The organism is Bradyrhizobium sp. UFLA05-109 (genome assembly GCF_054185165.1).
The window spans coordinates 84,922-105,867 of the sequence record NZ_JBBIAR010000021.1; the positions used below are offsets into that span (position 1 = coordinate 84,922).

Below are 20,946 nucleotides of genomic sequence, written 5' to 3' on the forward strand. Positions count from 1 at the left end.
CGCATTTGTCCCCCTCCTCCAGTGGCGCGGGAGTTCAGTAATCCCTCTTGGAAGGTGATTGTGTCGGCCTCACGTGGCCAATACCTAAGCCGGGCCCTTCGGGTCCGGCTTTTTTTCTTCCAATTCGGCCTTCGCTTTCCGCGTGTATTGACAGTTCCACATATCCCCCGCATCATTTGCACACCATGATCACGAATTCGTGCGCAATTCTCTCGAAGGCGATCGCCTCGAAAAAAGCCCCCCATCCGGGGCTCAGGGATGTTTGCGCGCGCTAGACCTTCGTCATCGTCGCGATCCCGAAAACCCCGCCGTCTGGACGGGGTTTTTTCATGTGCCCTCCGTCTCAGACCTCAACTGAAAAGGAGATGGAACATGACCGATCTGAGACAACAATTGCAGGGCCTCTGGCTGCCTCTGGTGACACCGTTTCGCGACGGCCGTCTCGACGAGCGCTCGCTGCGGCAGCTCACGCGGCACTATGCGCGCGAGGCGGTCGACGGCTTTATCCTGGGCGCGACCTCCGGCGAGGGCATGACGCTGAAGGGCGCCGAGCTCGAGCGCCTCGTCGCAACCGTGCGCGAGGAGCTCGCCGCGCACCGCCGCAGCGTTCCCATCGTTCTTGGCCTCTCCGGCGCGGACACCGCGCGGCTGAAGGAAAGCCTGGATGAGACCGCAGACTGGCCGATCGACGGTTATCTGATCGCGAGCCCCTACTACCTGCGGCCATCGCAGCGCGGCCTCTTGGCGCATTTCGAGGCGCTCGCCGATCACGCCGCCTGGCCGATCGTGCTCTACAACATTCCCTATCGCACCGGCATCAATCTCACGAACCAGACGCTGCTCCGCCTCGCCGACCATCCCAACATCGTCGGCCTGAAGGATTGCAGCGCGAACCGCGAGCAATCCGTCGCGCTGCTCCGCGACAAGCCGGATCACTTTCGTGTGCTGACCGGCGAGGACGCGCACACCCATGAGGCGCTGAGTGACGGCGCCGACGGCGCCATCCTGCTCTCCGCCCACATCGAGACCGCAACCTTTGCTGCGATCCAAACCGAGCTGAAGCGCGGCAATGCCGACACCGCGCTCGCGCGCTGGCAGCAGGTTTCGGAGCTGACGCGGCTGTTGTTCGCCGAGCCGAGCCCGGCGCCGGCGAAGTATTGGCTATGGCGAACAGGCCTCATCGAAAGTCCCGAGGTGCGCCTGCCGATGGTCGAGATCGGAAGCGAGCTCGCCGCTGCGCTCGATCGCGAGATCGCGCGGAGGTCGGAAAAATCGGCCTATGGGGAATCGTCGGTGGCTCCACGCCCTGACGGCGGCATGGCAACGCCTTTCATGCAGACCTGAGTGGGGCCGAGTCGAGACGTATCCGATGTCCGATTGGCTGCGCCGCGATATCGGCCTGACCGAAGACGTCATGACATCGGCATTGGAGCGGATTGACGACATCAGGCGGAGGCACGGCGAGTGGCTCTAGCGGCTGCGAGATCGTGAAGAAGATAAGTCGCTTTGCCTCTCCCCGCTTGCGGGGAGAGGCAGTGAAGCAGCCGCGCCTGTGGTTAACCGCGCCTCAACGGCCTTCGCAGGCGCCGCATGGCGCATCCACGGCTCGTTTACGCATCGCGCCCTATCGTTTCTCTCAAGGACCAATCCATAGGGGGAAACCATGGGACATCGTATCCGGCCGACGGCCGCGGAACACTTCGCGCCCGCCGATCTCATGCAAGGACTTCTGGTAATCTCGTCGTTCGGCTTCTGGGCCCTGATGCTCGGCCTGATGCCGGTGCTGCTGTTTCGCGTCTGGCTCGCGGGCTGACGCGAGGATAGTTAATCGGCGGTAGCGTCCGTGCTCGAATTGTCCGGGAACCAGCGAGGCGGATGTTAAAACGTTTCTAGTATCACTCGAGCCCGCAAGCGAAGAACTCGCGGGGGCGTTTAGTGAATACTCGAAATGACATGGCGCCTGGCTACCAGGCCGCCGAGCAGCAGGGCTTTACCACCGAGGACATCCTTTGGGCCGCCGGCATCTGGTCGGTCATCCTGACGCTGTCACCGGTGATCGTGTTCTACATGCTGATGGTGGCGTAGAGCATGATCCGGAAAAGTGGATACCGGTTTTCCGATCAGATCATGCTTACCTAAAGAGCTTCCACCGGCACCTGAAACGCAAAACGCGCGGGCCAACCGCGCGTTTTTCGTACCTGGAAAATGAATAATGAAAACTACGCGGCCTGCTTGTGCATTGCGCCGGATGCCGACGCCGTGCCTCGGATTGCCTTGACTGAACGCTCGATCGCAGCCCACAGCCTCGCGATCTCCTGCGCGGCGCGGCTCTCGGCCTGATATTCCCGTGCGCCCTCGCCGTGGCTCAGCGCCATCAGCAGGTCCGAGCGGTTGGTGATCTGGCCGCCCCAGACCGGCGCGCGAAACTTGGCGAGCGCCTCGCGGGCGATGGTGACGATCGGGCTTTCGGCTTCGTCGCGACGGGCGGGAGCGCCGTTGAGCACGACCGCGTAGGGCTTGCGCGCCGCGCGGCACATCTGGATGGTTTCCTGCACCGCGTTGACGTCGAACACGCCAGGCCGCGCCGGGATGACCACCATGGTTGCGTTCTTGATCGCGTCGTCGACGACGGCCGACAGGTTCGGCGGTGTGTCGATCAACACCCATTCATAGCCGTCGCGCTTGGCAGCGGAGACGATGCCGCTGACCGAGTTGACGGCAGCCTTGATCGGCGGTTCGTTGGTGCCACGCAACTTGTGCCACAGCGTGAGCGAGCCCTGCGGATCCGCATCGACGAGCAGAACTTGTTTACTCGCCTTGATCTGCGCGGCGAGATGAGCAGCAAGGGTACTCTTGCCCGAGCCGCCTTTACGCGATGCAAAAACAATAACGTTCATACCCTTGGCCTCCAGATTGACCCCAGGTCGCGAAAATGAATCAGCACGCTGATTCGTGAAAGAAAAATTTACCGGGAGTTGCGTTGAAGCCACGAAATAAAAGGCGTGTTGGCTTTTGAGTCACACTGCACGCGGGGTCACGGACATGAATTGCCATGAATGACCGTTCGCGACGGCAAATCGTGCATTTTTCGAGCAATCGTTCGGGAAACGGCGGCACGCAACCTGCCCGAGCAAATCGATTCCCGACTCTTTGCAGTCGGGCGAGGGCAAATTGCTGCAACGAGTTCGCGGAGTGACGCGAACAAAAGGAGTCCTTCAGCTGACATCACACATCATCACTGAGTGATTTTTACTCAGAGGTGTAAGCCGTAGTCTCGGTAACCTCCCCCGCTTGCGGGGGAGCATATGCCGCCCTTGGCGGCCGTCTCTAAAGAACGCCGAAGCGAAGCTTCGGCTATGGCGCTCGAAGCGCGGCGGGTGAGTGCTCTTTCCTCTCGGGGGTTCTCGATTGTGGAGACACCCTCTCCCCACCCCTCTCCCGCAAGCGGGAGAGGGAGCGCAGCTTGCCTGATGCTGGAGTTCTTTCGCGAGGCGCTAGGTATCGTCGGCTTTCGGCTTCTTCTTGCCGGACTTGCTGCTCGCCGTGGTCTTCTTCGCCGCCGGCCTGCTCGAGGTCTTCTTCCTCGCCACCGGCTTGATGTTGACGGGCTGACCGGTTGCCTCGCCCGGTTCCGGCCCCTGGCGGAAGAACACCGCGCACTGCGGCGAGAGCTGCGACTTCTTCTGGATCATGCAGGCGGTGATGGCGTCGACGTTCGGAACGAACTCGCCGCACAGCCGCATCGCGTCGGGCGAGCAGGCCTGCTGCTGCTCCGGCGTATAGGCGAGGCTTGCACGAGGCTGGACGATGACGGCCAGGGCGATCGCGGAGATCGCCGCGACCAGGAACTCCTCGAAACGAAACGCCAGCATGATCCCCCCCTATCTTTCCAAGTCGGAGGGAATAGTGGGTGAAGCCTTCCGCGTTGGCAACCGCGCCGCGAAACGAAAACCGAAAGCTGTGCGCTCCGGGCAACAGGCATCGAGAGTGCAGCGGGATTAGCCTCGATTATTGCCACGAGGGAGGTGGGGCTCCCTCCCCCGCTTGCGGGAGAGGGAGCGCCGCCTCCTCAAACAAAAAGCTCGAAAACAACCCCATGCAAAGTAGACGGCGCGACCGGCGCAGGAATTTTACGGATTTTACGAAATCAATTTGACACGTCGGGCAAATCAGCGGCAATATGCCAGCATCGAGGGTGTGTGGGGTGGTCAGCGAATATCCCCTCAAGGTGAGGGCCGCATGGCTACCGTGTTGATCGTCGCGCCGGTGTTTGCCTTGATCGCGGCCGGCTATGCGGCGGTGCTGTTTCGCTTCGTCTCCGAGAGCGCACACAAGGGCATCTCCGAATTCGCCTTCAGCATCGCGATTCCCGCGCTGATGTTCCGCACCATCGTCGTGTCGGAATTCCCTCAGCTCAGCGCCTTTCGGATGTGGGGCGCCTATTACGGCGCGCTGGCCATCACCTGGATCGCGGCGCTCGCGCTGTCGGCCCTGCTGCGCGAGCGCCGCGACGACCGCGCGGACGGCGTCGTGTTCGCGATCGGCTCGGTCTACGGCAATATCGTGATGCTCGGCATTCCCCTGACGCTCTCGGCGCTGGGCAACGAGGCCGCGGGGCCGATGGCCCTGATCCTGTCGGTGAACACGCCGCTGCTGTGGCTCTGCGGCACGCTGCAGATGGAGCTCGTCGACCGCAAGCAGAAGGGCTCGGCCCTGTCGATCATCCTGCCGGTGATTCTGGATCTGGCGCGCAACCCGATCATGCTGGCCATCGGCTTTGGCCTGATCTGGCGTTTCACCGGGCTCGGCCTTCATCCCGTCGTCGACAGGACGATCGAGCTGCTCGCACAGGCGGGATCGCCGGCTGCGCTGATCGCGCTCGGCATCAACCTGTTCCGCTTCGAGGTCAAGGGCGAGAAACTCAGCATCGTCGTGATGAGCGCGCTCAAGCTGCTGGCGATGCCGGCGGCCGCGTTCGTGCTGGCAAAGCTGCTCAACCTGCCGCCGCTGGCGGCCGGCGTGGTCGTGCTGTTCGCGGCGATGCCGACCGGCGCGAATGCGTACATCTTTGCGGTTCAGTATCAGCGGCTGGTGAACCCGGTATCGGGGGCTGTTGCGCTGGGGACGGTGCTGGCTGCGGTGACGCTGCCGGCCGTCGTGTTACTCGTCGCGCATCTGCAGTAGCGGTCCGAGCAAATTCCGCAAAAATCGAACGCTACAGATCCAGTGTGAGATAAGTCACGCCCGTCAAGGTTGCCGGAGATTATGCTGCGCCGAACCTCATAGCAGAGTGCGGCTTATGCAAATGCTCTTACTGGATCATCTCACACAGAACTGGCCCATGCTGGCCGAGCTATCCCCAACGCAGGAGCAGCAGTGGGCCGCTCTTTTTATGGCGCTGGTCTCCTGGCTAGGGGCATCGGGCGCCGCGGCCTCCATAACGACATTCCTGACCAAGTTCCAACACCTGGATCAGCACTTGGCTCCGATGCTGTTTGTGGGCATTCTTCTCGTTGCGTTCTCCGTTGGATTGATGATTGTCGAAAACCGAAGTCTTGGTCTCCATGCGGCGAACGCAAAAGTCTCGAAGCTGGTCTCCCTGAGATTCCGTAGTCTGGCTTCGGCATGCATGATTACCGGGCTGCTGATATTGCTGATGGCGTTCATCACGTGGACGTACATTTTGATGCATCAGCCAATGCCACCGCATTGAACCAGCGCCAGAGGTTAGCAAGTCAGCGCCAGACCAGCCAGAGCAGCGGCGCCAGGATGCAGAGGCTCAAGCCCACGCCGAGCGACAGCCGGCCGAACCTGTGCAGCATCGACAATTGCGAGGGATCGATATTGGGCTGCAAATCCAGCCAGCGCCGAAAGCGCTCAAACAGCCAGCCGATCAGGTGAACGAGCGCTTCGACCAGCCGGAAAACGAGTTCAAGGAGAAGTTCGAAGATGGGGCCCGCCAGATCATCGAGGATGAGGTCGAACAGGATCTTCATGCACATTCACCGAGCTGTCGGCCCATCCACCGGTCGCTGCTCGAACTTGACGTGGGGGTCGGAGGCGCAGGCCGATAGAAGGTAGCGCTTCACCTTCCCGGGATTGGCCCGTGATGTCGGGGCTAAGCTGGCATCAATCAAATTTACGCCCAGCGTTATAGATTTTTGCCTTTGCACGCGAAGGTAGCTACCCTGCGATGAGGCGTGTTGCAGGAGGCGGATATGGGACATCGCGAAGACATGCTCGAAGTCATTAGAAGCGCTTACGCGGCGCGCGGTAGCGGCGACGTGGAGGGCCTCGTGGGAGCTTTTCATCCCGAAGGTGTGTTCACTCTGGTCGGCGACAACAGCGCGCTCGAACTGACCGGGAGTGCTCAGGGCCACCCGACCTTGCGAGGGGCCTTCGGCCAGTTCATTGCCAATTTCGACTTCATAGAGCGCGAAATCCTGAGCGAGTTGGTCGAAGGGCAAAGTGCTGCGGTGCACTGCCGCATCGTCGTCCGATATCGCCCCACCGGGAAAACCTTCAGCACCGAGGTCATGGACCTGTTCAAATTTCAGGACGGCAAGATCGTCGAGCTGATTGAGTTTGCGGACACCGCGCAGATCAAAGCCGTGATCTCCTAGGGTGGCGAGTGATGTGCGCGCTGCTGGCGATGCCGGCGGTCGCCTTTTCTGCTCGCAGGCACTGCTAACGGTAGATCAACGGCAACGGATATTTTCACCTCGGGCTAGATCTAAGACCCGCGCGGTTTGATCGATCAATTCATTCCGGATACATTTTGAGAAAGCATGATCTATGCAAAATCGACATGGGTTGAGCCGCAATATTCCAGCTGATGTGAAGCGAGCAGTAAGGCAGCGCGACGGCTTCGGCTGCGTAGTGTGCGGCAAAGCCATTTACGAATATGAGCACTTCGATCCCGAGTTTGCCGATGCGACGAAACACGACCCCGCAGGCATTATTTTGCTTTGCATTTCTTGCCACGGCAAAAAAACTCGCGGATTTCTATCTGAGCAAACAATCTCCGCCGCACGGCAAAATCCCAAATGTACGGAGAAGGGATTCTCTTTTGAGGAATTCGATATTGGAACTACAGCGCCAGAAATTTCGGTCGGAGCCTTCACTGGGACTGACGTTGATACGCTAATTGAAATATTCGGAACCAGAATACTTTCAATTTCGGCCCCGGCCGAAGCCCACTTGCCCTTCGCCATCAACGCTCTTCTGACTGATCGCGACGGCAACACCATTCTCAGGATCGTAGAAAATGAATGGCAAAGCTCAATCGAGAATTGGGACGTCGAAACAGGTGGCGGGAAAATAACCATCCGACGCGGCCCAGGCGACATCATATTGGCGATTCGCACTGAGCCACCCAGCAAGTTGATTATCGAGCGACTCGACATGTACCATCGAGGCGCTTCTATTAAGTGTCGAGAAGGTCAACCAATTTCGATAACGATGCCAAATGGAACGACCATAGCAGGGACCGGCGTAACTGCTCGTGGATGCAAAGTTGGAATCAAAATTGACGGCCAAGGATTGTCTTATGGGATAGGCGGTGGATCCCTCCATGTAGAGCGCTTATCATTTGGGCCCCGCATCGGCCGGCGAATGAACTCAGCCGGAACATTAAGCCGAAATTCGTTGTGCACTTGCGGAAGTGGCAAGAGATACAAGCACTGTTGCGGACGTTACTAACGGCATGATTGCAATGATGGAAACCTTCATGGCCAAAGTGCGCTCCAAGCACGGCCAACCTTGGGCTAAAGGGCGCTCGGGATCGAAAGCTACGCACTGGGTTGAAGGTCGAGGGCAGAAAGTCCATTGGCGAGCACCGGCCCGAGACAATTGAGCTTGCTCGCAGGGTGGCCCGTGAGCGTCCCAAATGCGGCAAGCGGTCTCTCAGGGAAATCGCTGCAGCCCTTGCTGAGGCTGGGTACACCACGAAGTGGGGCAAGCCATACGCTCCAACGGCAATTAACCTGATGCTCGCGAGGGCTGCAGTGAGCAGCGCACCGAAAGGCGAATGCCATTGATCCCCGCCGCCCGCTTCACCTTCTTGTGGTCTTATTCGAGGCCCCTGTGCCGCTGTGGTGTTCGGAGCGGCAGCTTTCTAGCTCGTAGGGCACAGCGGGTAACATCACCGACGAGGCCCCCTCTGAGGCTCCCCTAACGAGCCTCTCCGACAACAACTGGATCCTAATTTCAGCCGACCTACCATCCCGACTTCGCACCGCGATGCTTAAAGGGACGATCGCCGCCGAGGTCAAAGCCGCACCGCATGTAGCGGCGACGCACGTGCAGGCCTGTAAACTACCCCGATGGACCAAGCACACAATTGCGAGTTGCAGCTCTGATAGGGTATGTGTTTGGCTTAATGCGGTGGGGGACAGCGATGGCAATGAAGGCCGATCAGCGTGAGCATGTATTGAACTACTGTGACGCGCACGTTGCTCAAGAGAGTGGTTTGATCGGCAATTTGACTTTATTGAGAATAAAGCGCTGGCGGCTCGCTTGGCCCTGGAATTTTACTCCGCTCGTTACATCTACAAGCTCGGCGAAGCCTTGGCTGTCGATGGCGAGCGTATGCATGCACATAACAAATTCCAAATTACGCAATACGCATCCCTTTACGAGGCGATCATAACTCATCTGTTGTGGGGCAAATACGCCGCCGAGGAGGCGGTCCTAAAAATCTCGACACATCTAGCGTACAAGCCAATAGATGACTTGCCAGCAAATGTTAGGATCATAACCTCGCCAGATGAAAAACTATCCCTTTGCGTTCACCGGAAGGAAGCAACTTCGTCACATTCAATCAAGTTTGACGACAAGGTGGCTGCTGCCGTTGAAATCGGGTTTGTGCATCGAAAGCTGGGCGGTGAGATTAGCGAATTCTTCCGCCTTCGGAACGGCATGAACATCGAGAATGCTGTCAGCCGGCAAATCCAATACGAGTTAGAACAAACAAGGCTGGCCTACCGACGCATGGAGCCATTCATCAATGGGGTTCGAGAATTTCTTAGGACCGGGAAAAAGCCAACACTCACTTGATCGTTTCGTGGGACATGCTGTTCTACGATTTCGGCTGCCCACAAAGGCGGAAATCACCAGAACGCTGTAGGTAGGCCCACGAGAAACCTTTGCACGTAAACATCACTCACGACTGCGGTTCTATTCTGAAATTGTAGCCGTGCTTGTCGAGCAGCGCCAAAAGGTTGGGGCCGTCGATCAAGGTGAGGGGTTTGTTCGCTGCCCATTCGTGCGCATCCCGCCAAAAGTGACTTGTGGTGACGAGGATACCTCGGTTAGCCCCTTCGTACAGCACGGTGCCCATAAAATTCTCTCACAGCGGCTACGTCCACCTTGTTGGAATAGCGCTTCGCCTGCACCACAAACTTTCCACCGTGCAACTGGCGTCCTGTTCCTCGGCTCCACGTGGTAGACTTAAAGAGGCGCGGCCGCGTCAAGTTGACAGCAGCGAGAGTTTCGCCAGGCGCGTCGCGGTAGTCTACGTCGCGCAAACCAGGTTAAGCGACTGCCGTCAACCTGCTGTCCGCATCGGTGCTTGTGAAGAGTAGCCGCCTGCGGATGGCTTCCTCGACCAGCGCCAGTGTCTGCTTTGCTTCGCGGGCATCAGCCTCGGCCGCCTGTGCGCGAAACTCGATTGCCGTCAACTGATCTTGCTGAGCTTCGATGCGCTTCTGAGCTTCCTCGAGCGCCATCGAGGCTTCTCTTAGCTTGCGCTCTGTCGTGGCTATGAGTTCGCGTTGCGCCCGCTCAGCGGCCTCAGCTCGCGCCTCCGTCTCGCGAACACTCTCCTCCATGCTGCGGAATAAATCCGCTGCCTGATACACAAGCCCGAGAGCCCGAGCACCCGTGTTGGGCGAGGAGGACCTTGCAAGCCCAAGGACGTTCTCCCCATCCGGTATTGATCTGCTGAAACCGCGCTGCGCCATCCAAATCAGCTCCACCGCGAATAAAGTAAGGGGAGCACGATGACGCACTTATAGTAAACGCGCGGTTAAGGGAGCCGCTGTCTGGCGCGGCCGCCGTCGAGATTCACAGGGCTATGCGTTCGCTACAGGGAACGAGGCGGGACACCAGGCTCATTCGGGCAACCCCGCTTTCCGAAGGCCCTCGATCTGCAGCTTTGCGTTTGATTGTCCACCCCGAGCGATCCATGCAGATATTGTAAAGCCGGGATCGACCTCAAGCAGACGCGCCGCCGCCTCACGCGCCTCAGCGTCACGTCCGAGATGGGCGAAAGCGGACGCAAGACAGCGATAAGCTGGCCCAAAAAAGGGGCTCTGACGTTGGGCTTTCTTCCCCGCCGCGATGGCCTCGTCAAAGCGACCAAGCTCAATCAAGGCAAGCCCCATCCCAGCAAACGTATGACGTAGCCGCGGGTCTACCGGGCTCACGCGCATGGCGCGTTCAAAGCTCCGGACCGCTTCCTCCGGCCGCCCCGCAATTCTATTGACATGGCCTCTGCTGCTCCATGCGGCAAATGAATTCGGGTTGAGCGCGACCGCCCGGTCAGCCATTTCGATCTCACTTTCACAATCGCCGATCATGAACGCCGAGATTAAGCAAGCGTATGCCAACGTTTCCGGATCACCATCGTCGACGCTTAAAGCCAAACGAAAGAGCCGGACTGCTTCCTTGCGCTCGAATTGAGCATCGGCCGCATAGCCAAAAAGGACCCTTTGCATGTGACCGAGACCTGCCAGAGCCGCGACGAAGCCGAACCGAGGGTCAAGCTCCAAAGCGCGAAGAGCCAGCCTGATCGCCTCGGCCAAACCTTCGGCGGTGGTTAGGTAAAACTGCGGCAAGGCCCGGAGATAGAAATCATAGGCGGTAAGGTTCTCTGGCCGCCGCCGCATCGCCATTGCAATTTCCGTTTGAAGCAACTTTGGCCGAATGGCTGAGACAACGGCGACCGTGACTTCATCCTGGAGAGCGAAAACGTCCGTTAAGTCACGCTCGAACCTGTCCGCCCATAGATGTGCTCCCGTCACCGCATCAATCAACTGTCCTGTGATCCGAACCTTCCCCGATGCCTTGCGCACGGCCCCCTCAAGGACATAGCGCACGCCGAGCCTGCGTCCGACCTCCTTTATATCGACGGCTTTGCCTTTGAAGGTGAAGCTCGAATTGCGAGCGATCACGAACAACCATCTGAACCGCGAGAGCGCGGTAGTGATTTCCTCAACCATCCCATCCGCGAAGTATTCCTGTTCGGGGTCGCCGCTCATGTTCTCAAACGGCAGAACCGCAATGGAAGGCTTGTCGGGTAGCGGAGGCGGGCTCTCAGTCTCAGCAACACGCGCGGAAGCAGCCTCTCGCATTTCCCTCAGCGCACCCACCTGATAGGCCCTGATTGGCTCTTGGATGTTCTTCACCTGCTGAACACCAAGGTCCACAAAGGTCACCGGCAAGACCTTGCGCACCTGATCGTGCGTCACAGCGGAAATACACACGCCTCCCGGCTTCGCAATCGACTGTAGCCGCGCGGCAATGTTCACACCGTCGCCGAAGAGGTCCCCAGCGCGTATCATTACGTCACCGATGTGGATACCGATGCGGAAAAGTATGCAGCGATCAGGCGCGAGACTGGAGTTCGCTTCGGTCAAAGCAGTCTGTGCCTCCACCGCGCACTGCACGGCGTCCACGGCGCTTCCGAACTCCGCAAGGACACTGTCGCCCGCCGTGTTGGCTATGCGGCCCCTGTGTTCCCCAATGAGCCTGTCGAGGATTGCTCTCCGTTCGGTCAGGCCTTTGAGCGTGCCTACCTCGTCAGCGCCCATGAGGCGGCTGTAGCCTTCGACATCCGCTGCGAAGACTGCGACGAGCTTGCGGCTGACCTCGCCACGGTCTGACATTGCTGTCCCGAGGAAGCCTGAGTTAAGCCAGTTATCATTCCGCAACCGGGATAATGCGGCAAGGTTGTACGGCGATTGGGGAGCGGGGGCAATTTGGATGGCGCTGGTACAGTTGGTGGATACCACAAGCCAGCCAGCTTCATCATTGATAAACCTAGGCTTTTCGCCCGCGTAGGGGCGGCGTTTGTATTGGCATTTTGTATAAGCACAAAGCCAGGTTTCCCGTTCGTCGCCGGTCGGTTCTCCTTTGGCTGCAGTGTCGCGCCGCTACGCCAACGGACGCGTGTTCGCCACAGAGAACGAGGAGAAGCACCGGTTTCATTCGGACACCTGTTTTCCGAAGACGCGGTCACACAAGAGCGCGTTCATCGACGCCCGCCATAGGCTGCAGCGTTGGACGAAAAGTGTTCTGATCCGCCCGAACCTTTGCATGTTTTTCCCGACTTATAGTGAACAGGTTCACATAGCGCGTTTTTGACTACGGCTAAGGTGCGTATGGAATTCGTGGTGGGAATATCTCCAATCGAACAGGGGGAACCCCATGAAGAGGCAGTTCTTGATTGTGACCGCCGTCGCCGCCATCGGACTCGTGGCGACCAATCATGCGAATGCGTGCGCATTGCATCTTCCAACCTTTGAACTTACGGGCTTCCCGATCTCGCGGCATCAAGTGGCAGTGCTGGGTGCAGCCCAAGTGGAGGAGAGTTCGGTTACGCCAAACCTAATGTTGGCTGGTATGCCGGCTTCTCCCCATCAGATCGATGTTCTGAAGCCACGGGCGAACAGACTGAAAATAGCTCAGGCTGCGGATCATCCCAGTCTAGTCACCGTTGGCCTGGCGAGCCCCAGCTCGCAGCAAACCACTATTCAGGCGCCGTGCGCCTCCGAGTGATTCTTCTGAATGGGCTACGCGTGCCGTTTGCCGAGGCTGGCGAAGTACCCGGGCCGTTCGTTGTGCCAGTGGACTGATCCGGCGATATCTCCTCCCTTGACCTGCGCCGATTTGTTGTCTGACGATTTGGATTAACGTTGATGTTCCGTATTCTGTTCGCCGTCACGCTGATGGTATGGACCGGCGCCGTGCTCGCGCACGATCACAATCGGACTGATCTGTCGAAGTGGTTTGAGACGCTTCACGACCGAAAAGGGGATCTGTGCTGCGATGGTAGCGAAGCGATGCATTTGTCCGAGATAGATTGGGAGATTAGTGGCAACCGTTACCGCGTCCGCGTGCCGACAACGTCTGGGGGCTACCAGCGTGCGAAGGCCGGCGCCACCAACGTGGAAACCGAATGGGTTCACGTGCCCCACGATGCCGTGATCGACGAGCCGAACAGGGCTAGCGTGACGCTGGTCTGGCCGCTGTACGGCCCGATGGGTGTGAGTGTTCGCTGCTTCTTGCCGGGAACGATGATATGAAGCGCGCGGTTTGTGTTGCGACTAGATGGCGCTGGTACAGTTGGGTGGGCTCGAACCACCGACCTCCTGTTCCACAGTCAGAATATGGGCTCCGACAGGGCTACGCCTTTCCCGCCGATAGTACGAAAATGGCAATTTTATCAACGACTAGATCCGCCGCACCCCACCTTGTCTGCGCTGCAATTGGCGCTATGGTGGTAGCTACGTGGTAGCTACCGAGGCGATAGATGGCCCTTTCGAGTGTAACGATCCGCGCAGTGCAAGCGCTCAAGCGGGGCGAGACTATTTGGGACGCCGACCACCGCGAAGCGGTGCGAGGTTTTGGCGTTCGGCGCCAACGCGACCAAGCGACCTACGTTCTCAAGTACCGCGTATTCGGTCGACAGCGCTTCGTCACTATCGGTCCCCACGGCGCCCCTTGGACACCTGTGCTAGCACGCAAGGAAGCCAAGCGGCTTTTGGGCTTGGTTGCCAATGGCAAAGACCCGGCGGACCAGAAAACCAAGGCCCGCCTGCAGGCTGCAGACACACTCCTGGCAATCGCGGATCAGTATCTCCGGAACGCTAAACAAAGGCTCAAGCCCAAGACCTATTCGGAGATAGAACGCTACTTGTTGGTCAGTTGGAAGCCGTTGCATAAGCTCTCGGTTTTCCAGATCACCCGACGCCATATCTCGGCTCGTATTGCTGATATCGCGCCAGCTCATGGAATGGTCTCAGCAGCCCGCGCCCGTGCAGCGCTGTCCTCAATGTTCAACTGGGCAATACGGGAGGGTCTTGAGATTTCCGCGAACCCGGTTCTCGGCACTAATCGACCCACGCAGCCGGGAAGCCGCGAACGGGTTCTCACGGAGACGGAGCTATCAGTGATCTGGCGGTCCAGTGGCGATGACGATTACGGACGCATTGTGCGTTTGTTGCTGCTCACAGCCCAACGCCGTGATGAAGTAGGCAGCATGCAATGGGCCGAACTTGATATTGTTTCGGGGCTATGGACGCTGCCCGGCGCCCGGACCAAGAACCATCGCGAGCACTCGCTACCATTGGTTCCCGCCGCCTTGGCGTTACTCCCACCGCGCCGAGACGGCCGAGACTTCCTGTTTGGCGACGGCCCCCGACGCAGCGGTGATCCGCATCGTGGGTTCTCGGGGTGGTCAAAGTCGAAGGCGGCGATTGATGCACGAATCGCGAAAGCGATTGGCGCCCCCCTGCCCCATTGGACAGTTCACGATCTTCGGAGATCGGCATCCACGGTAATGGCCGACCGGCTTGGCGTTTTGCCGCATATCGTGGAGGCGATCCTAAACCACGTCAGCGGCCACCGGGCTGGTGTCGCCGGCGTATATAACCGCGCTCGGTACGCGACGGAGATCCGCAAGGCACTTGAACGCTGGGCAGAACACGTTGCGACCTTGCCTGCCCAGACGCGGAAAGCCGTTCGTCCTGGCGCGTAGATCAAGCGTAACGGACTTGCCGATTCAAGCAACGATCGCGACCACCCGGCGAAAGCTTGAATTCAGCGGGCAGGCCGATGTTGCGTTGGCGGACGCCGCCTCTCTCATCCTGGTGTGCCGCTCGAGACTGTCGGGGTCCACTTCAGCTTAAGGAGAGCTGGCCTGCGAGTGGTTCAGGCGAATGAGTCAGGAGAGCACCACCAGCCCTTCGCAATATTTTTCTCCGGCGGTCCGCCTGAAGTCTCCGATCGGGCGAAAGGTTCAGATCGGGGAGGCGCAACACCCTAATGCGGCGAAATGGCGTCCGGAAGGCGAACGGCGCCCTTTGGCTGAGCTGGGGATTGGCGTCGAGCTCAGGACGACCCCTCCCAGACGGCCTGAGGCGATCCGGCGGTTCGTCGAGATCGGGCTAAAAGCAAAAGGCAAATAGCCATTATGCCGAGGGATGGTGCTGTCCTAATTAGGACACCCGCAGAGGGGAATTAGGACACTGGTTTATCGACCAGCTGGACAACTTTGCCTTTCGATCCCCGCCGTTTTTCGCGTGCTGCCTCGTACCGCCTTTTGACCTCAGGTTCCGCTTTCAAACGCTCGGCGATGAAAAACTGGATCGCCTCAGCTAACACGCGTACTTCGGGTGCACCGAAATAGCCCTCCCGAAAATCCGTGAAGTCATCCACTAATTCGGCATCCATGCCCATTTGGATCAGCCGCGATCCAGATCCCGGTTTTCCCTTGCCCATATTTTAATATACATCATCATACAAAAATGTATATTCACACAAATCCACAGCGACACTGATTCGCTGACGCGCTAAAGAAAAACCGGGCACCCGCAAGGATGCCCGGCCTGTAGTGAAGTTGGAGAGCCCGGAGGGATTCAAACCCCCGACCTACCGCTACGAAACGGCTGCTCTATTCAGCTGAGCTACGGGCCCCGAAAGCCGCCGCAAACGGCCTTCAGCATTCGCCCCGCCCTTAACAAGGCGGGGCGAATCGCATTACAGAGTGCATTGTCACAATAGCGGATTTGTTGATTCCTTCCGAATCGACGGCGCGATTATTTTGTGCATGTCCACTATCAATCCTCGTCTTTCCCTCCTTGAATTACGCGAAAGTTTCGGCTTACGTGCACAGGACGATTCGGCTCCAGCGGCAGCACCGCATCAATCAAATCCTCAATCGTCCAGACGCGATCCACACAATGCCGAGCGCGAGGGCTGGCTCGCCTAGTCCGCAGCGCCACATGGAAGCGGCAGAGATTGTAGTGGGCGACGTACAGACTAACCGCCGCAGCGAGGTGGTGAGTTTCTTTGAGAAGCCATTAGTGAGGCCAGCGAATCGATGCTGCGTCATGCGCAGCGTCAGGTTCTGGCGCTCCACGTAGATGGTCGAGATATAGGCCGGAATGCCGCTTACTACTTCGCGCTCTACGGCTGCCACTTCGGGCGGGTTGTAGCGGCGGGCAGCGTCTTTTACAGCCAGGTTCACTACGCTGTAGGTCTTACGATCACGCCATGCGAGGCCCGGCCGTTGAAGGCATCGCGGATCGCGTTCTTGTGTCCACCACGTCCTCACGAAGAATCTTTTGGGTGTCACCAAGTTCAAACAGCGACGAGAGGGCCGCTCTCACGATCTGTGGCTTATAATCCAGCGCCGTTCCGTGACTTTTTAAGACCGTACAATCGGGACCGATACGAATACGCTAACTCGCCTGCATGGTCGATGAGATCGCGGGAAGTTTCCGCACTGATCGCTTCGGTTGTATCCAATTCGGGACCTTCCCCCAGCGCTGCGGATACAGATGTGGCTCCATCGTGATTCACTATTTCGCGAGCATGACAAGGGGAGACCCGCACCGCGCCGACAAAGAGTCGCCCAGCCTGATCGGCTCGGCGACTGCAGCCTGCCCGTCGCGATTGGCTGACCCCGCGTTCACCATTAGAAGCACGCCAGCCGGCCCCGCAGGCTACAACACCGAGAAAGCCCGCCCGGCCGATCAGGCTGAGTGGGGGCTTCATCTTTGACGCTTGTAGAACGCTCCATCCGGGTTCGCTCACAGACTTGGCTGCTCTCTTCGCGGCGGGCATGTCCTCGGTGCCTTCTCGCGAAAACTCACGTGCCCGTTTGGCTATAGCATCGGCCTGCGGTCTCACTACTTCGTTGAGCTGCTTGCGCGCGGCCTTCTCGTCTCTCGGTGTCGCTTCGAACTTATCCTTATATTTGGTCACCACTGTGGATCGATCCTTCGTTGACGTCACGCGAGCACTATATGCGAGCCAGCCGCCCCACTCAACGTTGGGAGTTGTTGTCGTATACGCGTATACGCCCCACTCATCTCCACGAATGTCCGAATGTCCCTAGGTCGCGCCGCCTCGATCGCGCTCAGCCCGATCGAATATTGCAACCTCAGAAACACGTCCGCGCCCGCTTCGTCCGTCTGGACGATGTAGCCTTGCGGATGGTCGACGGTGCAGAGCGAACCGTCTGCACGCCTGTGCAGTTCGTCCGTCACGTCGCCGAGGCCGTCACGGTAGTTATGTTTTGCGATGATCATTGTGGGGCGTACCTTCGTTCGTTGTGGCTGGGACACCCCATCTAAGTGTTTCGGCCAATCTCAAACACTTTCTGCTGTTCCGGGTCTGCACGATCAAACCAGGCACCGGGAGGATGCGCTTGATACGCTTCGCAAAGAACGACTGCGGCTCCCAATCTCGCCCCTGGGGCTTCTCGAATATGATGATTCCGTCATGGGTGAAGTATCGAGGCCCCGGAATGTTGCAGTTGACGGAAATCTGAACGCGCCAAGGTCGCCTTTAGTCATCTGCTTCTCGTCAACCTTCGGCAAGTAATCCATTCCAACCGGATCGCCGATAGTGCAAGGGCCGCGTCTGAGAAGATCGCCAAGCTTGCCCTGTCCGGCGACATGAAACTGAAGTTGCCGGGGTCGTGCAGAAAGCGGAGGTTCGCGCCCTTTTCGTCGTTTGTTGCTTCGTCGGCGATCAGCGAGAGCGAACGCCTGCCAGCCCAATTCCATCGGCTTTGCATACGCGGGCTCAACTGTGATCGCTCCATTGGCCGCGACTTCCCAAGATCGTATATTCGTCGTCGGCTTTATCTTACACGTTGTTTGACCTACTAAAAGAACACGAGTTCGCCCGTGTCGATCTTTTGACGAAGCTCCCACCCTCTCGGGATGAAGTGCGCTACCTTCAATACCTTAGCGATAATTTGTCGGCTGTATCACCGGTCTACGCTCGCCAGGTGCTCTTAACCATTGTGATGCTGGCACTGTCGTCCGCGCGCGCTGCTGTGCTGGTTAACAGTACAGCCACGGCCAAAGTGATTATCTGCCGCATCTACCCCAACGCTTTACTTCATCAGCCAGGCCACAAGACCGATCACGCTCATAGCTCCGGCAGCTATCCATCCCTGAAGCTCGGTATTCGACGAGGAATTGCTTAGGATGGGTGAGCCGAGGCCAGCCTTGAGATAATTCGCGAGCGCTCCTGCGGCTGTTACAGGCTTGTTTTTCGGCAGGTTCGCCTCCGCTCGGATGCTCTCCGCTTTCTTCAACGCGAGATCATACGTCGGCTGGATGCTCAGCCAAATTGGCCAGCTATTGCCGCTGCGGTGTACTCCCACTTTGTACCCGCCCGACATCATCGGCAGGTATTTATTCGGCAAGTCTCCGCGGAAATCGACGACGACATCATCCGCTGTCCGTAAAATCTCTATTCGTCTCTCATCATTTGCAGCAAGCGCCAACGACAGACATTGCACCACGGCCTCATCTACAAAATTATAAAAGAAGCCAATCTCGCTATCAACGAACTCCGACCAATCGTCTTGGGACCACTCTGGCATGAGATAGCGAGGCAGTCGCACGGGTAGAGTGATGATGCCGTGGTCCCGAGAGGCGTCGGCATCCAGGCTCAACTCCCGGCAGTGCTCGCCGGGTTCAGCCGGAGCCGGGCCCGTCCTCGCTCTCATATGCTCTGGGGCGTCAAAACGCGCCACGAGTCCTTTGCCATTCGGGCTAAAGCGGACGTTGAAGACTCTCTCGTCCCAGTTCTGATTCGAAATCCGCGCCATTACACTCCCCTGTTATCCCTTTGGACTATCGGGCGGCAATTTCTCAATACAGGTCGTCGCTGCGAAGCTCATCCGGTTCTGCCCTGTCGGGAAAATGTATCCGATAGGCTTCGCGTCGATTTACGAACCTGTTTGTTGAGATGACGAATCCTTGGTCTTTCCCGCGAGGCTGTTCGCCCTCATACCCGTCCAACGCTTGAAGCGCACGGACGGCGTCATTGTGCCGATGGCCTCTGACCACCTTTCCGTCGGAGGCGCGAACAGCAGCGCAAATAATTACTTCAGCCCGAGTGGGGCGCGGATTTCTGACACCCATCGCGAGACCCGTTCTACTTGTAGCTTCAGACGCCCTTATACGGATGAGCGAGCCTGTCAAGCTCCTCCGGCTGATCGCCGCCTTCGCGCCGCAACGATAAGGCGGGATGCGTGACCCCGGCAGAGCTGTGAGCTTTCGGGCTGGGGAACCCAAGTTTGGTCGGGATTTGCGCACATCATTTTAGATGACCGGCGCATTCGCCCGGTATGGCTGCTTTTCTTGATGGAAAAGAATATGTCGACGGTATCAATACTTTTTTTTCCGAAAGCGTCTGGCGGTGGCCTACGCGACCGACCCGAACGTCGTCTCTGCCGAATGGACTTACTTCAGAACGATTCGACGCGCTGAGCAAACGATCCTTCAAGGTAGCGAAGCCAAGAAACTGATGGCCGGGCTCGCAAGGGATGGTTTCCACGTCCCATCGGCATCCGCGCTCTGAGCAGTCCCGCTTCGAACATTAGGTTGGCCGATTGCTCGGCGGCACGCGTCTTCCGGGCTTCGAGGTGACGAGTAGCTGCGCAGCCTGTCGGCGAGGCGCCTGCGCTCGAAGGCGCTCACCATCTCGTTGATCAACCCGCGCGCGCGGCATAGCGCGCGTCGCGGACGAACTAGCGCAACTGCGCGTCGATCCAATCGCCGGCGGCGCGGCCGCGCCGCAAGGGCAGTCCGGGCAGATCGACCGGGGGCGCGACGATCAACTGCAGCAGTTGACGGTACTTGCGATGCCATCCCGGCAGGTCCTGCGCGCGGATCCCCATGAGGCTGAAGACGAGCTTGAGCATCAGGTCGCTGGTTTCGCGCAGAATGGTTACGTCGCCGCGGTCGCACCATGCCTGTAGCCGATGCGCTCGAGGATACACTATGGCGCAGCCAAGCGATGCTAACCAGCGCTTCGGTCCCGCGCATTGTCTCGATAAGGCGTGATTATCAAAAGTTAGGCCGTCCGCGCTGGTATCGGAAGGGCGTCTACAGTAGGGTTCGATACTCAATCACCGGCGCGGCTACGCTGCTTCTGCGCGACGATCGTCTGCTCAGGAGATCGTCTTGATGCGAAAGGCGGAACACTGCAATTAGGAGCGAAAACTATGATTATCCAGAACTCGCTGATTATCATTAACAAGGCGTCGGCTGTTCGTATGCGGGTCGACGAGTTGAAGAACTTCCGCGGCAACGTCGTTGTGAACCGCGACGCCGTCTCCGCTGAAGCTTTCGAGGACCTTGTTCGGATGAAATCATCCAATGAAGATTCCGCCGCGGCCGATCTTGGCCGGACCACGATGCAGCCGGAACTCGTCGGCTAAACTCTCTGCGACAAGTCCACCGTCTGCGGTGTGGACATTGACGGTCACAAGGCAGATTCTGTTTTCGACCCTAAAGCCGAAGAGAGTTCGACCAGTCTGATCCTCAACCAGGCTGTAGCCGCTTCCATCCTCGCGCGGATGCTTGCTCCATCCGGCGGGGGCCGGAGCCTTCGGGAAATTGTCCACTATCGTCCCGTGATTGCTTTGGCCTGGTAGAAAAAGCCGACCATTAAATACGATACTGCTCCTTCGAGCCAGTGGCCTTGGCCAGCCCGCTCACCCAACTCGAACCAGTCGCAAAGATTGGTTGCGACCGAAAACGCCGGATCGTCCGGCCTGACGTTGATCCGGTTGCCCTTCATCGAAATTGCCACGTCGGTATGCCTCCTTTATGGGTCACCACTGCCGCTCAGCGTATTCGTCTTCAGTTTCGGGGTCCTGCCGGCACTCCCTGCGCGATCTGTCGCGATGAC

24 protein-coding genes, 1 tRNA gene and 2 pseudogenes are annotated in these 20,946 nt (G+C 58.6%); 12 read left to right on the plus strand and 15 right to left on the minus strand.

Annotated features, from left to right (window positions below):
* Nucleotides 1-372 precede the first annotated feature (372 nt).
* The 3 genes and pseudogenes from dapA to Q3C01_RS17420 form a co-directional block, all read left to right on the plus strand.
* Nucleotides 373-1,344, plus strand: coding sequence for a 4-hydroxy-tetrahydrodipicolinate synthase (gene dapA / locus Q3C01_RS17410; protein ID WP_458146542.1), 972 nt, complete (start codon nucleotides 373-375; stop codon nucleotides 1,342-1,344).
* Nucleotides 1,345-1,663: 319 nt separating this feature from the next.
* Nucleotides 1,664-1,813, plus strand: coding sequence for a hypothetical protein (locus tag Q3C01_RS17415; protein WP_458146543.1), 150 nt, complete (start codon nucleotides 1,664-1,666; stop codon nucleotides 1,811-1,813).
* A 91-nt stretch (nucleotides 1,814-1,904) separates the two neighbouring features.
* Nucleotides 1,905-2,085, plus strand: a pseudogene (locus Q3C01_RS17420) (hypothetical protein); the annotation flags it as partial.
* 134 nt (nucleotides 2,086-2,219) lie between these two features.
* Here Q3C01_RS17420 and Q3C01_RS17425 read toward each other — a convergent pair.
* Both Q3C01_RS17425 and Q3C01_RS17430 read right to left on the minus strand, forming a co-directional pair.
* The gene (locus Q3C01_RS17425; RefSeq protein WP_449376819.1) at nucleotides 2,220-2,897 is read right to left on the minus strand and encodes an AAA family ATPase; all 678 of its coding nucleotides are present in this window, start codon (nucleotides 2,895-2,897) and stop codon (nucleotides 2,220-2,222) included.
* A 597-nt stretch (nucleotides 2,898-3,494) separates the two neighbouring features.
* On the minus strand, nucleotides 3,495-3,872 hold the full coding sequence (locus Q3C01_RS17430) for a hypothetical protein (RefSeq protein ID WP_458146544.1): 378 nt from the start codon (nucleotides 3,870-3,872) through the stop codon (nucleotides 3,495-3,497).
* Between the two features lie 367 nt (nucleotides 3,873-4,239).
* Here Q3C01_RS17430 and Q3C01_RS17435 point away from each other — a divergent pair, with 367 nt between their 5' ends.
* Both Q3C01_RS17435 and Q3C01_RS17440 read left to right on the plus strand, forming a co-directional pair.
* Entirely contained in the window at nucleotides 4,240-5,184 is a 945-nt protein-coding gene (locus tag Q3C01_RS17435) for an AEC family transporter (RefSeq protein ID WP_458146545.1), read from the plus strand.
* 157 nt (nucleotides 5,185-5,341) lie between these two features.
* Complete coding sequence (locus Q3C01_RS17440; RefSeq protein ID WP_458146546.1) at nucleotides 5,342-5,713, plus strand: hypothetical protein; 372 nt, start codon at nucleotides 5,342-5,344, stop codon at nucleotides 5,711-5,713.
* A 22-nt stretch (nucleotides 5,714-5,735) separates the two neighbouring features.
* Here the strand turns inward: Q3C01_RS17440 and Q3C01_RS17445 are convergent, their stop codons facing one another.
* Nucleotides 5,736-5,996, minus strand: a complete 261-nt coding sequence (locus tag Q3C01_RS17445) for a hypothetical protein (protein WP_458146547.1) — start codon at nucleotides 5,994-5,996, stop codon at nucleotides 5,736-5,738.
* Nucleotides 5,997-6,218: 222 nt separating this feature from the next.
* Here Q3C01_RS17445 and Q3C01_RS17450 point away from each other — a divergent pair, with 222 nt between their 5' ends.
* From Q3C01_RS17450 to Q3C01_RS17460, 3 genes are all read left to right on the plus strand, one after another.
* A complete protein-coding gene (locus Q3C01_RS17450) occupies nucleotides 6,219-6,623 on the plus strand; it encodes a nuclear transport factor 2 family protein (protein WP_458146548.1) in 405 nt (134 codons plus the stop codon).
* 190 nt (nucleotides 6,624-6,813) lie between these two features.
* The gene (locus Q3C01_RS17455) at nucleotides 6,814-7,701 is read left to right on the plus strand and encodes an HNH endonuclease (protein WP_458146549.1); all 888 of its coding nucleotides are present in this window, start codon (nucleotides 6,814-6,816) and stop codon (nucleotides 7,699-7,701) included.
* 816 nt (nucleotides 7,702-8,517) lie between these two features.
* On the plus strand, nucleotides 8,518-9,057 hold the full coding sequence (locus tag Q3C01_RS17460) for a hypothetical protein (protein ID WP_458146550.1): 540 nt from the start codon (nucleotides 8,518-8,520) through the stop codon (nucleotides 9,055-9,057).
* Nucleotides 9,058-9,163: 106 nt separating this feature from the next.
* Here Q3C01_RS17460 and Q3C01_RS17465 read toward each other — a convergent pair whose 3' ends face one another.
* From Q3C01_RS17465 to Q3C01_RS17480, 4 genes are all read right to left on the minus strand, one after another.
* Nucleotides 9,164-9,340: a restriction endonuclease gene (locus Q3C01_RS17465; RefSeq protein ID WP_458146551.1), complete on the minus strand. Its 177-nt coding sequence runs from the start codon at nucleotides 9,338-9,340 to the stop codon at nucleotides 9,164-9,166.
* The gene (locus Q3C01_RS17470) at nucleotides 9,312-9,398 is read right to left on the minus strand and encodes a restriction endonuclease (protein WP_458146587.1); all 87 of its coding nucleotides are present in this window, start codon (nucleotides 9,396-9,398) and stop codon (nucleotides 9,312-9,314) included. Before Q3C01_RS17470 ends, Q3C01_RS17465 begins: the two co-directional genes overlap by 29 nt.
* Before the next feature lie 135 nt (nucleotides 9,399-9,533).
* Nucleotides 9,534-9,728, minus strand: coding sequence for a hypothetical protein (locus Q3C01_RS17475; protein WP_458146552.1), 195 nt, complete (start codon nucleotides 9,726-9,728; stop codon nucleotides 9,534-9,536).
* Between the two features lie 384 nt (nucleotides 9,729-10,112).
* On the minus strand, nucleotides 10,113-11,888 hold the full coding sequence (locus Q3C01_RS17480; protein ID WP_458146553.1) for an adenylate/guanylate cyclase domain-containing protein: 1,776 nt from the start codon (nucleotides 11,886-11,888) through the stop codon (nucleotides 10,113-10,115).
* Between the two features lie 541 nt (nucleotides 11,889-12,429).
* On the opposite strand from Q3C01_RS17480, the gene Q3C01_RS17485 reads away from it, so the two are divergent.
* The 3 genes from Q3C01_RS17485 to Q3C01_RS17495 all read left to right on the plus strand — a co-directional run bounded on the left by Q3C01_RS17485 (nucleotide 12,430) and on the right by Q3C01_RS17495 (nucleotide 14,761).
* A complete protein-coding gene (locus Q3C01_RS17485; protein WP_458146554.1) occupies nucleotides 12,430-12,780 on the plus strand; it encodes a hypothetical protein in 351 nt (116 codons plus the stop codon).
* 140 nt (nucleotides 12,781-12,920) lie between these two features.
* Nucleotides 12,921-13,307 (plus strand): hypothetical protein, encoded by a 387-nt coding sequence (locus Q3C01_RS17490; RefSeq protein ID WP_458146555.1) that lies wholly within the window; start codon nucleotides 12,921-12,923, stop codon nucleotides 13,305-13,307.
* 227 nt (nucleotides 13,308-13,534) lie between these two features.
* Nucleotides 13,535-14,761, plus strand: coding sequence for a tyrosine-type recombinase/integrase (locus Q3C01_RS17495; RefSeq protein WP_458146556.1), 1,227 nt, complete (start codon nucleotides 13,535-13,537; stop codon nucleotides 14,759-14,761).
* 482 nt (nucleotides 14,762-15,243) lie between these two features.
* On the opposite strand, the gene Q3C01_RS17500 is transcribed toward Q3C01_RS17495, so the two are convergent.
* The 7 genes and pseudogenes from Q3C01_RS17500 to Q3C01_RS17525 form a co-directional block, all read right to left on the minus strand.
* Complete coding sequence (locus Q3C01_RS17500; protein ID WP_458146557.1) at nucleotides 15,244-15,504, minus strand: hypothetical protein; 261 nt, start codon at nucleotides 15,502-15,504, stop codon at nucleotides 15,244-15,246.
* 119 nt (nucleotides 15,505-15,623) lie between these two features.
* Nucleotides 15,624-15,699, minus strand: a tRNA-OTHER gene (locus tag Q3C01_RS17505).
* A gap of 232 nt (nucleotides 15,700-15,931) precedes the next feature.
* Nucleotides 15,932-16,252, minus strand: coding sequence for a hypothetical protein (locus Q3C01_RS17510; RefSeq protein ID WP_458146558.1), 321 nt, complete (start codon nucleotides 16,250-16,252; stop codon nucleotides 15,932-15,934).
* 766 nt (nucleotides 16,253-17,018) lie between these two features.
* Entirely contained in the window at nucleotides 17,019-17,318 is a 300-nt protein-coding gene (locus Q3C01_RS17515; protein WP_458146559.1) for a hypothetical protein, read from the minus strand.
* Nucleotides 17,319-18,133: 815 nt separating this feature from the next.
* Nucleotides 18,134-18,856 carry a hypothetical protein gene (locus tag Q3C01_RS17520; RefSeq protein WP_458146560.1) on the minus strand — a complete coding sequence of 241 codons (723 nt, stop codon included), beginning with the start codon at nucleotides 18,854-18,856 and terminating at the stop codon, nucleotides 18,134-18,136.
* 43 nt (nucleotides 18,857-18,899) lie between these two features.
* Nucleotides 18,900-19,172: a Y16D family protein gene (locus Q3C01_RS44960; protein WP_479684013.1), complete on the minus strand. Its 273-nt coding sequence runs from the start codon at nucleotides 19,170-19,172 to the stop codon at nucleotides 18,900-18,902.
* A gap of 540 nt (nucleotides 19,173-19,712) precedes the next feature.
* Nucleotides 19,713-20,014 (minus strand): annotated as a pseudogene (locus Q3C01_RS17525) (cytochrome P450); the annotation flags it as partial.
* A gap of 243 nt (nucleotides 20,015-20,257) precedes the next feature.
* Between Q3C01_RS17525 and Q3C01_RS17530 the strand changes: the two are divergent.
* A complete protein-coding gene (locus Q3C01_RS17530) occupies nucleotides 20,258-20,473 on the plus strand; it encodes a hypothetical protein (protein WP_458146561.1) in 216 nt (71 codons plus the stop codon).
* Between the two features lie 185 nt (nucleotides 20,474-20,658).
* Here the strand turns inward: Q3C01_RS17530 and Q3C01_RS17535 are convergent, their stop codons facing one another.
* Nucleotides 20,659-20,847: a hypothetical protein gene (locus Q3C01_RS17535; protein WP_458146562.1), complete on the minus strand. Its 189-nt coding sequence runs from the start codon at nucleotides 20,845-20,847 to the stop codon at nucleotides 20,659-20,661.
* Nucleotides 20,848-20,946: the final 99 nt, after the last annotated feature.

What these genes read in the sequence shown, in the direction of transcription:
- dapA (WP_458146542.1), top strand. Translation starts at nt 373, where the DNA reads ATGACCGATCTGAGACAACAATTGCAGGGCCTCTGGCTGCCTCTGGTG.
- Q3C01_RS17415 (WP_458146543.1), top strand. Translation starts at nt 1,664, where the DNA reads ATGGGACATCGTATCCGGCCGACGGCCGCGGAACACTTCGCGCCCGCC.
- Q3C01_RS17425 (WP_449376819.1), bottom strand. Translation starts at nt 2,897, where the DNA reads ATGAACGTTATTGTTTTTGCATCGCGTAAAGGCGGCTCGGGCAAGAGT.
- Q3C01_RS17430 (WP_458146544.1), bottom strand. Translation starts at nt 3,872, where the DNA reads ATGCTGGCGTTTCGTTTCGAGGAGTTCCTGGTCGCGGCGATCTCCGCG.
- Q3C01_RS17435 (WP_458146545.1), top strand. Translation starts at nt 4,240, where the DNA reads ATGGCTACCGTGTTGATCGTCGCGCCGGTGTTTGCCTTGATCGCGGCC.
- Q3C01_RS17440 (WP_458146546.1), top strand. Translation starts at nt 5,342, where the DNA reads ATGCTGGCCGAGCTATCCCCAACGCAGGAGCAGCAGTGGGCCGCTCTT.
- Q3C01_RS17445 (WP_458146547.1), bottom strand. Translation starts at nt 5,996, where the DNA reads ATGAAGATCCTGTTCGACCTCATCCTCGATGATCTGGCGGGCCCCATC.
- Q3C01_RS17450 (WP_458146548.1), top strand. Translation starts at nt 6,219, where the DNA reads ATGGGACATCGCGAAGACATGCTCGAAGTCATTAGAAGCGCTTACGCG.
- Q3C01_RS17465 (WP_458146551.1), bottom strand. Translation starts at nt 9,340, where the DNA reads ATGGGCACCGTGCTGTACGAAGGGGCTAACCGAGGTATCCTCGTCACC.
- Q3C01_RS17475 (WP_458146552.1), bottom strand. Translation starts at nt 9,728, where the DNA reads ATGGCGCTCGAGGAAGCTCAGAAGCGCATCGAAGCTCAGCAAGATCAG.
- Q3C01_RS17480 (WP_458146553.1), bottom strand. Translation starts at nt 11,888, where the DNA reads ATGTCAGACCGTGGCGAGGTCAGCCGCAAGCTCGTCGCAGTCTTCGCA.
- Q3C01_RS17485 (WP_458146554.1), top strand. Translation starts at nt 12,430, where the DNA reads ATGAAGAGGCAGTTCTTGATTGTGACCGCCGTCGCCGCCATCGGACTC.
- Q3C01_RS17490 (WP_458146555.1), top strand. Translation starts at nt 12,921, where the DNA reads ATGTTCCGTATTCTGTTCGCCGTCACGCTGATGGTATGGACCGGCGCC.
- Q3C01_RS17495 (WP_458146556.1), top strand. Translation starts at nt 13,535, where the DNA reads ATGGCCCTTTCGAGTGTAACGATCCGCGCAGTGCAAGCGCTCAAGCGG.
- Q3C01_RS17500 (WP_458146557.1), bottom strand. Translation starts at nt 15,504, where the DNA reads ATGGGCAAGGGAAAACCGGGATCTGGATCGCGGCTGATCCAAATGGGC.
- Q3C01_RS17515 (WP_458146559.1), bottom strand. Translation starts at nt 17,318, where the DNA reads ATGATCATCGCAAAACATAACTACCGTGACGGCCTCGGCGACGTGACG.
- Q3C01_RS17520 (WP_458146560.1), bottom strand. Translation starts at nt 18,856, where the DNA reads ATGGCGCGGATTTCGAATCAGAACTGGGACGAGAGAGTCTTCAACGTC.
- Q3C01_RS44960 (WP_479684013.1), bottom strand. Translation starts at nt 19,172, where the DNA reads ATGGGTGTCAGAAATCCGCGCCCCACTCGGGCTGAAGTAATTATTTGC.
- Q3C01_RS17530 (WP_458146561.1), top strand. Translation starts at nt 20,258, where the DNA reads ATGATTATCCAGAACTCGCTGATTATCATTAACAAGGCGTCGGCTGTT.